The organism is Cellulosimicrobium cellulans, assembly GCF_016907755.1.
Taxonomy (GTDB): Bacteria; Actinomycetota; Actinomycetes; order Actinomycetales; family Cellulomonadaceae; genus Cellulosimicrobium; species Cellulosimicrobium cellulans_D.
Genome location: NZ_JAFBCN010000001.1, coordinates 4,512,310 through 4,526,117, shown reverse-complemented (window position 1 = coordinate 4,526,117; position 13,808 = coordinate 4,512,310). Strand labels below are relative to the sequence as shown.

Genomic DNA, 13,808 nt, shown 5'->3' with positions numbered 1-13,808 from the left:
GTGGGTCGCGCGCGTCCGCCCAGGTGGGACGGGTCAGACGACGCCGTAGAGGCGGTCCCCGGCGTCGCCGAGGCCCGGGACGATGTACGCCTTCTCGTTGAGGCGCTCGTCGACCGCCGCGACCACGAGGTGGACGTCCACGCGGTCGCCGACCGCGTTCTCCAGCACCTGGATCCCCTCGGGAGCCGCGAGGAGGCAGACCGCCGTGACGTCGCGCGCCCCGCGCGCGAAGACGTAGTCGATCGCGGCCACGAGCGTGCCGCCCGTCGCGAGCATCGGGTCCAGGAGGAACACGTGCCGACCCGTCAGGTCGTCGGGGAGGCGGTTCGCGTACGTGACGGCCTCGAGCGTCTCCTCGTCGCGCTGCATGCCGAGGAACCCGACCTCCGCCGTCGGCAGGAGGCGCGTCATCCCCTCGAGCATCCCCAGACCTGCGCGCAGGATCGGCACGACGAGCGGGCGGGGCTCGGCGAGGCGCACGCCGACCGTCGTCGTGACCGGCGTCTCGATCTCGTGCGGCTCGACACGCACGTCGCGCGTGGCCTCGTAGGCGAGCAGCGTGACCAGCTCGTCGACGAGGAGCCGGAACGTCGGGGACGCCGTCTCCTTGTTCCGCAGGACGGTCAGCTTGTGGGCCACGAGCGGGTGGTCGGCGACGTGCAGGCGCATGGCGACAACGGTATCCGACCGTGGGCCCTCCCGTACCGCCCGGTAACCGCCCGCCGTGCGCGAGTTGTCAGCGCCACACCGGTCTATAGCCTGGTGAGACGCTGACAGCTCACCCCACCCGGAGGTCCCGTGCCCGACGACGTCGCTCACCCCGGCGAACCCGCTCACCCGGGCGAGGGACCGGCGTCGGGCACGACGGCGGTCGGTGGTTCCCCGGAGCCGCGCGGGCTCGACCTGCCGTGGGCGGACGGGACGTTCCCGCCGGGCACGGTCGCGGAGCGCCGTCAGGTCTGGGACGCGCTCATGGGGCTCGCGCTGCACGAGGCGACCCACGCGCTCGCGAGCGACGACGTGCCCGTGGGGGCGCTCGTCGTCGGGCCGGACGGGCGGCTGCTGGGCGTGGGACGCAACCGGCGCGAGGAGACCGGCGACCCGACCGCGCACGCCGAGGTGCTCGCGCTGCGGCAGGCCGCCGCGACGCTCGGGGAGTGGCGGCTCGAGGGCTGCACGCTCGTCGTCACGCTCGAACCCTGCGTCATGTGCGCCGGGGCGCTCGTCCTCGCGCGCGTCGAGCGGCTCGTGCTCGGCGCGTGGGACCCCAAGGCCGGCGCGACCGGATCGGTCTGGGACCTCGTGCGCGACCAGCGCGCCAACCACGCCGTCGAGGTGGTCGGCGGCGTCCGCGAGGACGAGTGCGCCCGCCTCCTGCGCGCCTTCTTCGCGGCCCAGCGCTGAGACCCGCTGCCGCGGCGGCCGCCGACCACGACCCCGCACCCCGTCGAGCACGACGTTGCTGTCGTTCTCGGCCGGATGACGAGAGCAACGTCGTGCTCGGCGTCAGCGGGGGAGGGTCGCGGCGAGCGTCGTGAGGGTCTCGGTGGTGCCGGCGTCGACCTTGAGCGTCGCGAGCGGGTCGCCGCGCGTCCAGCCGCGGTTGACGATCACGACCGGCTTGCCCGCCTTCGCCGCGTACCGCACGAACCGCAGGCCGCTCATCACCGTCAGCGACGACCCCGCCACGAGCAGCGCGTCACCCTCGTCGACCATCGCGTACGCCCGCTCCACCCGCTCGCGCGGCACGTTCTCGCCGAAGTACACGATCTCCGGCTTGAGCACCCCGCCGCAGAACTCGCACGGCGCGGGCCGGAAGTGCGACGTCTGCTCGATCACCGCGTCCGCGTCCGGCGCGATCTCCACGTCCGCGACGTCGCCGATGCTCTCGATGAACCCCGGGTTGAGCGCCGTCAGCCGGTCCGCGAGGTGCTCGCGCGAGATGACGCGCCCGCACTGCAGGCAGATCACGCGGTCGTAGCGGCCGTGCAGGTCGATGACGTTCCGGCTGCCCGCGTCCTCGTGCAGCAGGTCCACGTTCTGCGTGATCAGCCCGACCAGCACCCCCGCGTCCTCCAGCCGCGCCAGCGCGCGGTGGCCCGCGTTGGGCTGCGTGCGGTGCACGTGCTGCCAACCGACGTGGTTGCGCGCCCAGTAGTGGCGCCGGAACGCCTCGTCCTGCACGAACTGCTGGTACGTCATCGGGTTGCGCGGCGGCGAGTCCGGGCCGCGGTAGTCCGGGATGCCCGAGTCCGTCGACAGACCCGCACCCGTCAGCGCCGTGACCCGCAGCCCGCGCAGCAGCTGCACGGCGTCCTCCGCCGTCCCCAGCGGCGGCTCCGGCTCCGTGCCCGACGGCGGCGGCTGGCTCGGGCGCCACGCGAGCCGCGACGTCAGGGTCGGGACGGTCGACCGCGGCAGGTCCGCGGAGGACGTCGCCACGTGCGCAGGAGAAGCGGTCGAGGGTTCGGTCGAGCGCGGGGGAGTCGGGTCGGTGGGCACGCCTCCCACGGTACGACGGCCCGCGAGGTAGAGCCGTGGTCAGCCGAGGTAGAGCCCTGGTCGCCCGAGGTAGAGGCGTGGTCACCCTGCCCGACGGCGTGTGGTCGGGTTGGGTGGTCGGGGTGGGTGGTGGTGCCGCGTCTACCATCCGCCGCTCGTTCCTCGCGGCTCCCGCCAGGCCCGCCACGACGCGGCACCACCACCCACCCCGCCCGACGTCGTCTCGCCCTGGTCGTTGCTCACCCGGGCGACTGCCCGGACGGTCTCGACATGCCCGGTGTGGCGTGACCACACCTCGGCCTCGCCTGACCAGGGCTCTCCCTCGACAGACCACGTTCTGCCATCGGCGGGGCTCTGCCCGGCGGCCGGGGTGGCCGCCGGGCAGGACGCTCGGATCAGGGCTGTCCGGGCCGGATGACGTCGGTCAGGACTCGGCGGTGCCGTCCTGGGGCGTGGCGCCGTCCTGGGTGCCCGGACGACCGCTGCCAGGCCGGCCGCCCATGCCGCCGCCGGTCCACTCGCCCGCGACGGCGGTTGCTGAGCCCGCCGGAGTCGTCACCGTGTAGGTGTCGCCGGTCGTCACGTCGGGCGAGGAGAAGACGACGTTCGCGGTCTCCTTGGTGACCGTGTGCTCGGCGAGGACGGTGCCGTCGGCGGTCGTGACGGTGACGGTGTCGCCGGCGCTCGCGGACACGTTCGCCGCGAGCCAGCCCTGCGCGGAGTCCGTGGACGGCACGACGACCATGCCCGCGCTGCCCGCCGCGAGGAGCGAGCCGCCGCTGACGGTGAACGTGCCGTTGACGTCGAGCGCGCCGTTGCCGTCGTTCGTCGGACCCTGGACGACGATCTCGCCGCCCGTGACGGTGAGCGAGCCGTTCGAGTCGATCCCGTCGCCGCCCGCGTCGACGGTGAGGGTGCCGCCGGAGATCGTCAGCGTCGAGCCGTCGTCGGTGTCCATGCCACCGCCCATGCCGCCGCCCGCGCCGCCGGGGCCGCCCGGGGGCATCTCGGTGCCGTCGGGGAGCTCGCCGCCCTGCGGGGGTTCGGGCATCTGGCCGTCGGCGGGCATCTCCGGCGGGGTGCCGTCGGCCGCAGCGCCGTCCGGGGGCTCCGGCATCGTGCCGTCCGCGGTCGTGCCGGGCGCGGTCGCGTCGGGCGCCGAGCCGGTCGAGCCGTCGCCTCCGGTCGAACCGTCGCTGCCGGTGGAGCCGTCGTCGCCGATCGAGCCGCCGCCGGTCGCGCCGTCGGTCGCGGTCGCCGTCTCGTCGGTCGTCGACCCCACGGTCGCGTTGAGGCCGTCGTCGCTCGCCGTGACGTCGAGGTCGCCGCCGGAGATCGTGATGGCTGCGCCCTCGATGCCCTCGACGGACGTCGTGACGGTGAGGTCGCCGCCCGAGACGGTGACGTCCCCGTCGGCGTGGACGCCGTCGTCGCCGGACGACAGCTCGACGGTCCCGCCCGAGACGGAGACGGCGCCGTCGGAGTGCAGCGCGTCGTCGGCGGCATCCACGGTGACGGTCGCGTCGTCGCCGACCACGACGCCGACGTCGCCCTTGAGGCCCTTCGCGGAGGCGTCCTCGGCGACGGTCGCGCCGGCGCCGCCCGCGGCGGTCACGGACAGCGTCCCGCCGGAGACGATGACGTCGGTGACGGCCTGGACTCCGTCGTCGCCCGACGCGATGGTGATCGACCCGCCGCGCACGTCGACGAACCCGAGGGTCTCGTCGCCGTCCTCGGTGGACTTCAGCCCGTCCTTCGCGGCGGTGACGTCGAGCGTGCCGCCCGTGACGACCAGGTAGTCCTTGCCGCGGATCCCGTCGTCGCCGGCCTCGACCGTCAGCTCGCCGCCTGCGACGACGAGGCCGTCCTTGGAGACGATGCCGTCGTTCGCGTGCGACGTCACGGTGAGCGCCCCGTCGCCTCCGATCAGGAGGTCGGCCGTCGAGAACAGCGCGCCGTCGGGCTCGCCGTCGGCGTCCTGGGCGGAGTACGTCTCGGCGTCGGTGAGGCTGTTGGTCGACCCGTCCGCGAGGACCACGGCGACCTTCTCCGCGTCCTGCACGTTCACCGCGGCGTTGGTCGTGGACGTGATGTGGGCGCCGTCGAGCACGAGCTGGACCAGCCCGTCCTCCGCGGTGTCGACGACGACCTGCCCCTCCAGCGTGCCGCTCAGCACGTACGTGCCGGGGGCGGTGATGGTGACGGTCGAGCCGTCGACGGTCACGCCGTCGCCGTCCGCCGTGGCGGTGTCGCCGTCCAGCGCGACGGTCACCGCGGAGGACTCGTCGTACGCGAGGTCGGTGTCGTCCACCGTCACCTCGGCGTTGTCCGCGCGGGCCTGGTCAGGGGTGAGCCCGGCGACGGCGTCGGACACGACGCTCGCGGTGGTCGTCGCGTTCGTGTCGGTCGTCGCGGTGTCCGTGGTCGCGGTGCTGCCCAGCACGGAGCAGCTCGCGAGGACGGCGGCCGCCGCGGCGGCGGCGAGGGTGGTCAGGGGTCGGCGGATGCGCATCAGAGGCTCCTGTCGTCGTGCTCGGGCGTGCGGGCGGGAAGGGTCGTGGTCCCCGCGGGCGCGGTCGCGCCGGGGGAGGGGGAGAGGTGGCGGCGGATCACGCGCCGCCACGGGCCGTCGGGCAGATCGGGGCGCAGGAGCGCCAGCCCGGTGCCGTACTTGGAGATCCGCTCGGGCCGGTGGCCGTGCCGCCACAGCAGGCGGTCGAGGTCCGACGGCGTGGAGCCGCCCTTGGTCTCGACGACCACCAGGTGCGGGACCCGCCACGTGAGCGGCGCGTGCGCGCCCGGCTGGTCGAGCTGCCACGCGAGGCCCGTGTCGACCGTGGCGCGCGCGGCGCCGTCGGCCCGGGGGAGGAGCAGGGTCGTGCGGCGGTACCGCGACACGAGGCCGGGCGCGAGCGCGCGCTCCGGCACGCCGTCGATGCCCTCGGCCGCGAGGGTCCGCCCGACGAACGTGCGACCCGCGCCGAGCGCCGTCGGGCGGTCGTCGTGCGCGACGCGCTGCTTGAGCGTCGTGCCGCGCGCGGCGCGGGTCTTGACCTCGAGGAAGGTCGTGCCCGAGTCCAGGTAGGTCCGGGTGCGGACCTTGAACCGCCGACGGCGGCGCGTCGCCGTGAGGCGGAACGACGCGAGGTCGGGGGTGTCGAAGTACACCGACTCGTACGCCGCGCTGCGCGCGCCGTCGATCTCGAGGACGCGGGCGGTGGTCGTGCGGGCGAGAGCGTCGAGCACCGTCACCGCGTCGTCGACCGGTAGGACGTACTTGCGGTCGACCCGGGTGAGCAGCGCGGCAGCGTCCACGAGCTCGTCGAGGCCGACGCCGTCGAGCGGGTAGAGGACGGCGCGGACGCGGTCGTCCGCCGTCACGGTCCGGGGACTCATGCCCGCACCTCTTTCCGCTCGGGTCGGGTCGCCGGTGCGGGCGTGGTGGCCGCTGCCCGGGTGGGAGGGGTCGGCGGGATCGCCTGGGCGACCGGCGCGAAGGGCGCGGCCTCGCGCGGGGCCGGGAGCACGGCGTCGGGCACGAGGAGGTGCGCGGCGGCCGCCGGGGCAGGAGCCGGCGTCGCACGACGGCCGGTGCACGGCTCGGTGTAGCGGACGTCCACCCAGGTGGTGTCGTTGACGAGGTCGAGGCGCTGGACGCTCACGCCGCGGACCTCGGCGCCGAGGAGCTCCTCCAGGTAGCGGGTGAGCTCGGCGCGGTCGGTGAGCGCGCGGTCGACGACGACGCTCTGGCTCTGCGCGCGGCGCAGGACCCGCGGGTGGTCGACGACGGCCATCACGCCGACGACGAGCGCCATTCCCGCGAGGGACAGCCAGCCGGTCGTCGCGCCGAGGCCGCCGAGGAGTCCGAGCGCGAGGGCCGCGAAGTAGTACGCGACCTCGGTCTGCGACAGCTCGGTCGAGCGGAGCCGGATGATCGACAGGACGCCGAAGAGCCCGAGCCCCAGCCCGGCGCCGACGCTGCTCGTCGCGAGCGTCGCCGCGACCGCGAGCACCCCCACGTTGACCCCGAGGTACGCGACCACGAGGTCGCGCCGGCGGTGCCGGGGGAAGTAGAGGCCGAACGCGAGGACGGTGACCGCGACGAGGTCGACGAGGTACAGGACGGGCTGGGACACGAGGCCTCCGGGAGCCGGGGCGCTGGGCGCCGTGGTCGAGGACGTTCCCATTCCGCCGGAGGAGTCTGTGCGGTCGCTGTGGAGGGCACAGGGCGGGTGTATGAGTCCCGTTCGGCCGGGAGACGCCCGTCGTTCACCTGCGCCGGCGCGCCGGACCGGCTCTCGTGACCGGGGTCACGGCCGCGCGTCCAGGCGGCGATGTTAGCCTCACCTAAGTCACCGACGAGAGGTTGTCATGTCGACCACCACCGCGCCCGCGCCGCGGCGCGCCCGCCCCCAGACCGTCCTCGAGGTCCTCGAGACCGCGCGGCTCTCCCCGCACCTCGTCCGGGTCGTGGCCGGGGGCGACGGATTCGCGGCGTTCACGACGAACGAGCACAGCGACAAGTACGTCAAGATCATCTTCGCCAAGCCGGAGCTCGGGCTCGAGCCGCCCTTCGACCTTGCGGCGCTGCGCGAGAAGCTCGCGCCCGAGGACCTGCCGGTCACCCGCACGTACACCGTGCGGTGGGTCGACGAGGCGGCGCAACGCCTCGCGATCGACTTCGTCGTGCACGGCGACGAGGGCCTCGCCGGGCCGTGGGCCGCGCGCGCGAAGCCCGGCGACCGCATCGTCTTCTCCGGCCCCGGCGGCGGCTACGCGCCCGACCCTGCCGCCGACTGGCACCTGCTCGCGGGCGACGACTCCGCGCTCCCCGCGATCGCCGCCGCGCTCGAGGCCATGCCGCATGACGCCGTCGGGCACGCCGTGCTGGAGGTCGGCACCGAGGCGGACCGCCTCCCGCTCGAGGCGCCCGCCGGCGTCGAGGTCACCTGGGTGCTGCGCGGCGACGCGCCCGCCGGGACGACGACGCTCCTGCCCGACGCCGTCGCCGACCTCGCGTGGCGCGAGGGCCGCGTGCACGTCTTCGCGCACGGCGAGCGCGAGGCCATGAAGGCCTTGCGCCGCGTGTTCGCGGAGCGCGGCGTCCCGCGCGCCGACCTGTCGCTCTCCGGCTACTGGGCCTACGGCCGCGCGGAGGACCGCTTCCAGGCGGAGAAGCGCGAGCCCGTCGGCAAGATCTTCGAGGACTGAGGAGTCCCATGCACCGCACCACCCTGCGCCGCGCGCTCGCGGCGACGTCCGCGCTCGCCGTCCTCGCGCTCGCCGCGTGCTCGTCCGGGGACGGCTCCGGCGAGGACGACGCCGCGCCCTCGGGCAGCGCGAGCGCCGACGGCGCCGCGGACGCCTTCCCCGTGACGATCCCGACCGCGTTCGGGGACGTCGAGATCCCCGAGGCGCCGGAGCGCGTCGTCGCCCTGGGCTGGGGCGACGCCGAGACCGCGCTCGCGCTCGGCGTCCAGCCCGTCGGGGCGAGCGACTGGCTCGCGTTCGGCGGCGACGGCGTCGGCCCCTGGCTCGACGGCGCGTACGACGAGTCGCCCGAGATCATCGGGACGCTCGAACCCTCGTACGAGCAGATCGCCGTGCTCGAACCCGACGTCATCCTCGACGTGAAGTCGTCCGGCGACCCCGAGCGGTACGAGCGGCTGTCCGAGATCGCGCCGACCGTCGCGATCCCCGAGGGCGGCGAGGCCTACCTCACGCCCATGGAGGACCAGGTCGGCATGATCGCCGCCGCGCTCGGGCGCAGCGAGGCCGGCGACGAGCTGCTCGCCGAGGTCGACAACGCCTTCGCTGCCGCGCGCGACGAGCACCCCGAGTTCGCGGGCAAGACCGCCGTCATCGGGTCGTACTGGGCCGAGGGCTTCGGCGCCTACGTCTCGACGTCCAGCCGCGGCGAGTTCATGCAGGGCCTCGGGTTCAGCACCAAGCCCGAGATCGACGCGGCCGCCGGCGAGGAGTTCTCCGCCAACCTCGGCACCGAGAACGTCGACCTGCTCGACGCCGACCTCACGGTGATCCAGCCCATCGGCTTCACCGCCGCCGAAGTCGAGGCCCTCCCGATCTTCCAGACCGTGCCGTCCGTGGCGGACGGGCGCTACGTCGTGTTCGACGACAAGGACCTCTCCAACGCCTTCTCGCTCGGCACGCCCACGGCCGTGATCTACGCGATCGACAACGTCACCCCGCTGTTCGCGGACGCGCTCGGCGGGTCGTGACGCCCGTGCCCGACGGCGCGGGGCGGGGCCGGGCGGTCCGCCTCGCACGGTCGCCGGGCGGGTCTCGGCTCGGGGTGCGGGCCGGGGTCGTCGGGCGGTCTGACCGGCCGATTCGGTGTCCGGGGGTCTGACCAGGTATCCTTCCTGGGCCGGGTTTCCCGGCATTGGTAGCGTGTCCGAGTGGCCTAAGGAGCACGCCTCGAAAGCGTGTGTGGGTGAAAGTCCACCGTGAGTTCGAATCTCACCGCTACCGCCACCGAAGGGCCCCGACCGCAGGATTCTGCGGTCGGGGCCCTTCGTCGTGCGGAGGTCACGAGAACTCACTCTGTGACGCTCGGCGACCGTCGCTCCCGCCGCAGAGCCAGTCGGTCGGTGACGACCCCGTAGGTCCCGCGCCACGTGCGTCTGCGGGGTCGGTGCGCGACGCCCTACGGCCATCCGTGCGCGGGCCTCCGCCAACCTCCTGCGCTTCGTCATCTCCAGCGCAGCTGGTCCTGCCACCAGAACCCGCCGAGGGGCCCGACCATCCGCGCGTCAGCCTCGCGCACGCGTCGGCGCAGCTCGCTGCCGGCACCTGAAGGCGCGCGACGAACGAGGTCCTCGAGGATGTCGCGCGTCTGCGCGAGGGGCCTGTGGTACCCGCAGCACTCCCAGATCCCGCAGCTCGTGACGGGCGGCTCGACCACTGCGGGGGCTCGCTCCCAGACGGTCAAGGCGACGAGGACCGACCCGCGTGGCAGGTCGGTCTGGCGTTCGTACCGGAGGACTGCGGCTCGGGCTGAGCCCGACAGATCGGCGCCGCCGACCTTGGGCCGTCGCACCGGTGCCCTCGGCCGTTCGAGCAGATGAGCTTCTGCGCGGAGCAGAGCAGGGCGCCTACGCGGCATGTCCCTTCGGGGTGATGTGCATGGCGACAGGGTAGGGCAGCTGTGCTGTCGAGACCGCGGGAACAGCGTCTACGACAGACGGATCGTCCCCGGGAAACGGATTGACCGCCGGGTGCTGCCGCAGGCACGGTTCTCGCGTGACGACGCTGCGGATCGAGCCGGTGCTCGAGGTTCTCGGAGACACCGAGCTCGATCTCTGGCCTGTCGTCGGGCGTGACGGCTTCTGGTACCAGGCCCTGCACGGTGATCTCACCGACCGTGAGGTGGGGACGGCGGTGCACCAGATCTTGCGGTGGTTCTTCACCGACGACGAGGGCGATCCTGCATCGACGGTCGAGGAGTACCTCGCCCGCGCGCTGGCCCCGCACGACCCCGACGATGCCCAGCCGTTGGCGATGGGCGGCCTGCAGTTCACCGACACGGTCACCGGCTCGACGATCCTGCCCGGCTGCTGCTGCTCGATCGACGAACGCTCCGAGCTCGTCGACGTGCTGGGTGGGAGGGCGGCCACCTGCTGGTTCGGGCACGACCCCGACGTGGTCCTCACGGTCCGCGACGGACTCGTCGAGGTCGTCCAGGACGCGCAGGACCTGAGTCGACCTGTGCTGCGGTTCCCCCTGGACCAGGTGCGCGCTGCACTCGCCCGTGCCGAGGAGGACCTTGATCGGTTCTGCGACCTCGTCGCGACCTGGGCTGCTGAACACACCCCGGCACATGCCGAGGCGCTACCCGCTGGAGTTGCCCGGGCCTTGAGCGCTGGATCTCATCGCAGCATCGACGGGGCGAAGGCCCGGACCGACACGTCGGCTGGTCGTGCGGGCTCGTAGCCGCCGCCCGTGAGGTGCAGCGCGCCTCGTCGGCGAGGCTCCTCCGTCCGTCTCCGCCGTGGGGAGGCGCGACGTCGGGGAGTCAGGACGTGCCTCAGAGCCCGACCTGTCCCGCTGCGGCACGCAGGGTGTCGGCGGAACGGTGCAGCGCGGCGAGCTCGGCGTCGGACAGGGGCGTCGGCAGCAAGGTCCCGGCGCCGCCGTGGCTGACCATCGTCGGGACGGAGAGGCACACGTCGTCGATGCCTCGGTACCCGTTCAGGAGCGAGGAGACCGGCATGACGCGGTGCTCGTCGTTGGTGATCGCCTCGACGATGCGGGAGGCGGCGAGGCCGATCGCGTAGGCGGTGGCGCCCTTGCCGGCGATGATGTCGTAGGCGGAGTGGACGACGTCGTGCGCGATGGCCCGGCGCACCTCCTCGGTCAGCGGCTCCCGGCCGTCGAACGGGTCGAGCTCCAGGAGCGGCACGCCGCCGATCGTCGCGGACGACCACAGGGGCACGGCGGTGTCGCCGTGCTCGCCGGCGACGTAGGCGTGCACGTTCTGCACGGCCACGCCGACGTGGTCGGCGATGAGGTACCGGAACCGCGAGGAGTCCAGCACCGCGCCGGACCCGAGGACCTGCGCGCGCGGCAGCCCGGAGTACCGCAGGGCGGCGTAGGTGACCACGTCCACCGGGTTGGTGACCATGAGGTACACGGCCTGGGGCGCGACCTCGACGAGCTGGGGCATGAGCGTGCGCGCCAGGCCGACGGTCTTGGCCGCGAGGTCCATGCGCGTCTGCCCGGGCTGCTGCTTGGCGCCTGCCGTGACCACGACGACGTCCGCTCCCGCGCAGACCGCGACGTCGTCGGAGCCCTCCACGCGCGCCATGGGCATGAACTGGATGCCGTGGGCGAGGTCGAGGGCCTGGGCGCGGACCTTTGCCGTGTCGACGTCGTACAGGGCCACCTCCCGCGCCGCACCGCGGATCAGGACGGCGTAGGCCAAGGTCGCGCCGACCGAGCCGGCCCCGACCACGGCGACCTTCGCCGTCGTGCCTGTCTGGATCCCGCCTGTCCCGGTTCTCGTCTCACCGGTCTGGATGTCGCTCCGCTCCTGCCTCACCGCAGTCACTCCCTCGTCGCGTGCGTCGCATGAGAAGTACGGGCCGCTTCCAGGCTAGGACGTCTCGCCGGACGGGCACGGGGAGCGTGTGATCGGCCGTTGGCCGGGCAGAGGCCGGCGGACTCCTGGACGGGTGTCCACCGGCCCCGAGCCGGCCGTCCAACGCAGGAATCTCCGCGCGGGCGATTTTCGTTCGGACCCTGGCGTAAACACCCCGTGTCCAGGTAAGTTGCAGGAGACCGAACAAATCCCGGGGTCCCCAGCCCGGGCCGAAGAGCAACGAGGCCTTCATGAACGATCGATCGACACCCAGCGCGGCCTCCTCGGGCCGCTCGCTCGCCAAGACCTCGCCCGCACCGACCGCCCGCTCGCGCGTGGTCGCGACCACCGCCGTCGTCGGGGCGCTCGCCCTGACCGCGGCCACCTTCGCGTCGCCCGCGGTGGCGGCGCCGCAGCCGACGGCGAAGCCGGCGGCCTCGGTCGCCGGGCCGTCGGACATCAACGGGTTCCGCAGCGTCGGCTACGTCATGGCCGACTCGCGCGTGACCCGCGACTTCCACGTGGCCGACCTCGTGCGCACCGGCGCGATCGAGGACCTCACGCACATCAACTACGCGTTCGGGAACGTCACGACCGACCTCGTGTGCGACATCGCCGACGTCCCCGGCGAGGGTGACCCCCTCAACGACTTCGTCGCGGAGGTCCCGGCCAAGGACTCCGTCGACGGCAAGGCCGACAAGCCCGGTCAGGCGCTCGCGGGCAACTTCAACCAGCTCAAGAAGCTCAAGGTCGTCAGCCCCGACACCAAGATCCTCGTCTCGCTCGGCGGCTGGACCTGGTCCGACAACTTCTCCGAGGCGGCGTCGACGGCCGAGGGTCGCACGGCACTCGTCGACTCGTGCCTCGACATCTACATCGACGGCGACCTGCCGGTCGTCGACGGCAAGGGCGGCCCGGGTGCCGCGGCCGGCATCTTCGACGGCATCGACATCGACTGGGAGTGGCCGGTCACCGGTGGCGAGACGGCGAACGCCCGCCCCGAGGACAAGGAGAACTTCCTGCTCCTCATGGAGGAGTTCCGCACCGAGCTCGACGCGCGCGGCGCGGCGAACGGCGAGGACTACCTCCTGACGGCGTTCGCGCCGGCGGGCGGCTGGAACGCGGGCCAGGGCGGCTGGCTCGACCCGCGCCTGTTCGCGGTCGTGGACTTCCTCAACGTCCAGGGCTACGACTTCCACGGCGGCTGGGTGCCGAACCAGACGGGCCACCAGGGCAACCTGCACCCGGACGGCACGCAGAACTGGGGCCTCGGGCTCGACGGCGCGCTCGGCATGTACGTCAACGCGGGCGCCGACCCGTCGCAGGTCAACGCGGGCCTCGCCGCCTACGGGCACGGCTGGTACGGCGTCGAGGACGGCTCGCAGGGCTGGCAGCCCGCCGCGGGCTACGTCGGCACCAAGACCTACGCGGAGCTGCGCTCGTTCGACGGCGAGCAGTACTTCGACCCGGAGATCGGCGCGAGCTGGCTCTACGACGGCGACCAGTGGTGGAGCTACGACGACCCGGCGTCCGTGACGGCCAAGGCCGAGTTCGTCGCGACGCAGGGCTACGGCGGCGCGATGTGGTGGGACCTCTCGGGCGACTACCGCAACGAGCTGGGTGACGCGCTGGGCTCGACGTTCCGCGCGGCGACCCCCGGCCCGGGCGTGGCCGACCAGTGCGCCGTGCCCTGGTACGGCACGGGCGTCTACACCGGTGGCGAGGTCGTCTCGCACGAGGGCTCGGAGTACAAGGCCCAGTGGTGGACCCGCAACCAGGAGCCGGGCTCGTCGTCCGCGTGGAAGAAGATCGGCCCGTGCGGCACGGCGCCCGAGGTCGCGGTCGCGGACTGCGCCCCGGCATGGTCGCGCGAGACCGTCTACACCGGCGGCCAGACCGTGTCCCGCGCCGGGGTGAACTACACGGCCCAGTGGTGGACCACGGGCGAGCTGCCCGGGTCCGTGACGTGGGGCTCGTGGGACCCGGTGGGTCTCTGCGCGTGAGCTGACGGGTCGTCCGAGCGCGCGCATCGCCCGGACGACCACCGCACGACGACTGCGGGCCCGGTCTCAGGACCGGGCCCGCAGTCGTCGTCCGGGGACAGTACGCACAGACCAGGCCTCTACCTCGCGGGACCGGGCCTCTGCTTCGCGGGACCAGGCCTCTACCTCGGCCGACCGGGCCTCGACCTCGCGCGGTGGGTGTC

11 protein-coding genes and 1 tRNA gene are annotated in these 13,808 nt (G+C 73.6%); 6 read left to right on the top strand and 6 right to left on the bottom strand.

The features are described from left to right. Positions 1-33: 33 nt before the first annotated feature. Complete coding sequence (gene upp / locus JOE63_RS19575) at positions 34-669, bottom strand: uracil phosphoribosyltransferase (protein WP_087470014.1); 636 nt, start codon at positions 667-669, stop codon at positions 34-36. A gap of 303 nt (positions 670-972) precedes the next feature. On the opposite strand from upp, the gene JOE63_RS19570 reads away from it, so the two are divergent. Further along, a complete protein-coding gene (locus JOE63_RS19570; RefSeq protein ID WP_087472561.1) occupies positions 973-1,404 on the top strand; it encodes a nucleoside deaminase in 432 nt (143 codons plus the stop codon). 102 nt (positions 1,405-1,506) lie between these two features. Here the strand turns inward: JOE63_RS19570 and JOE63_RS19565 are convergent, their stop codons facing one another. The 4 genes from JOE63_RS19565 to JOE63_RS19550 all read right to left on the bottom strand — a co-directional run bounded on the left by JOE63_RS19565 (position 1,507) and on the right by JOE63_RS19550 (position 6,638). Continuing rightward, the gene (locus JOE63_RS19565; protein WP_087472560.1) at positions 1,507-2,331 is read right to left on the bottom strand and encodes an NAD-dependent protein deacetylase; all 825 of its coding nucleotides are present in this window, start codon (positions 2,329-2,331) and stop codon (positions 1,507-1,509) included. Between the two features lie 595 nt (positions 2,332-2,926). Beyond that, the gene (locus JOE63_RS19560; RefSeq protein ID WP_204543126.1) at positions 2,927-5,014 is read right to left on the bottom strand and encodes a carbohydrate-binding domain-containing protein; all 2,088 of its coding nucleotides are present in this window, start codon (positions 5,012-5,014) and stop codon (positions 2,927-2,929) included. Continuing rightward, positions 5,014-5,898 (bottom strand): polyphosphate polymerase domain-containing protein, encoded by an 885-nt coding sequence (locus tag JOE63_RS19555; RefSeq protein WP_204543124.1) that lies wholly within the window; start codon positions 5,896-5,898, stop codon positions 5,014-5,016. Before JOE63_RS19555 ends, JOE63_RS19560 begins: the two co-directional genes overlap by 1 nt. Next, on the bottom strand, positions 5,895-6,638 hold the full coding sequence (locus tag JOE63_RS19550) for a DUF4956 domain-containing protein (protein ID WP_204543122.1): 744 nt from the start codon (positions 6,636-6,638) through the stop codon (positions 5,895-5,897). The genes JOE63_RS19555 and JOE63_RS19550 overlap by 4 nt, the downstream gene beginning before the upstream one ends. A gap of 235 nt (positions 6,639-6,873) precedes the next feature. Here JOE63_RS19550 and JOE63_RS19545 point away from each other — a divergent pair, with 235 nt between their 5' ends. The 4 genes from JOE63_RS19545 to JOE63_RS19530 all read left to right on the top strand — a co-directional run bounded on the left by JOE63_RS19545 (position 6,874) and on the right by JOE63_RS19530 (position 10,455). Next, positions 6,874-7,713: a siderophore-interacting protein gene (locus tag JOE63_RS19545; protein ID WP_087470010.1), complete on the top strand. Its 840-nt coding sequence runs from the start codon at positions 6,874-6,876 to the stop codon at positions 7,711-7,713. Positions 7,714-7,721: 8 nt separating this feature from the next. Then, entirely contained in the window at positions 7,722-8,741 is a 1,020-nt protein-coding gene (locus tag JOE63_RS19540) for an iron-siderophore ABC transporter substrate-binding protein (RefSeq protein WP_204543120.1), read from the top strand. Positions 8,742-8,907: 166 nt separating this feature from the next. After that, positions 8,908-8,997 (top strand) — tRNA-Ser (locus tag JOE63_RS19535). A gap of 768 nt (positions 8,998-9,765) precedes the next feature. After that, on the top strand, positions 9,766-10,455 hold the full coding sequence (locus JOE63_RS19530) for a hypothetical protein (protein ID WP_204543118.1): 690 nt from the start codon (positions 9,766-9,768) through the stop codon (positions 10,453-10,455). Between the two features lie 94 nt (positions 10,456-10,549). Here the strand turns inward: JOE63_RS19530 and JOE63_RS19525 are convergent, their stop codons facing one another. Next, positions 10,550-11,542, bottom strand: a complete 993-nt coding sequence (locus JOE63_RS19525) for an L-lactate dehydrogenase (protein WP_204543862.1) — start codon at positions 11,540-11,542, stop codon at positions 10,550-10,552. Between the two features lie 311 nt (positions 11,543-11,853). Between JOE63_RS19525 and JOE63_RS19520 the strand changes: the two genes are divergently transcribed. Next, the gene (locus tag JOE63_RS19520; protein ID WP_204543116.1) at positions 11,854-13,605 is read left to right on the top strand and encodes a glycosyl hydrolase family 18 protein; all 1,752 of its coding nucleotides are present in this window, start codon (positions 11,854-11,856) and stop codon (positions 13,603-13,605) included. Positions 13,606-13,808: the final 203 nt, after the last annotated feature.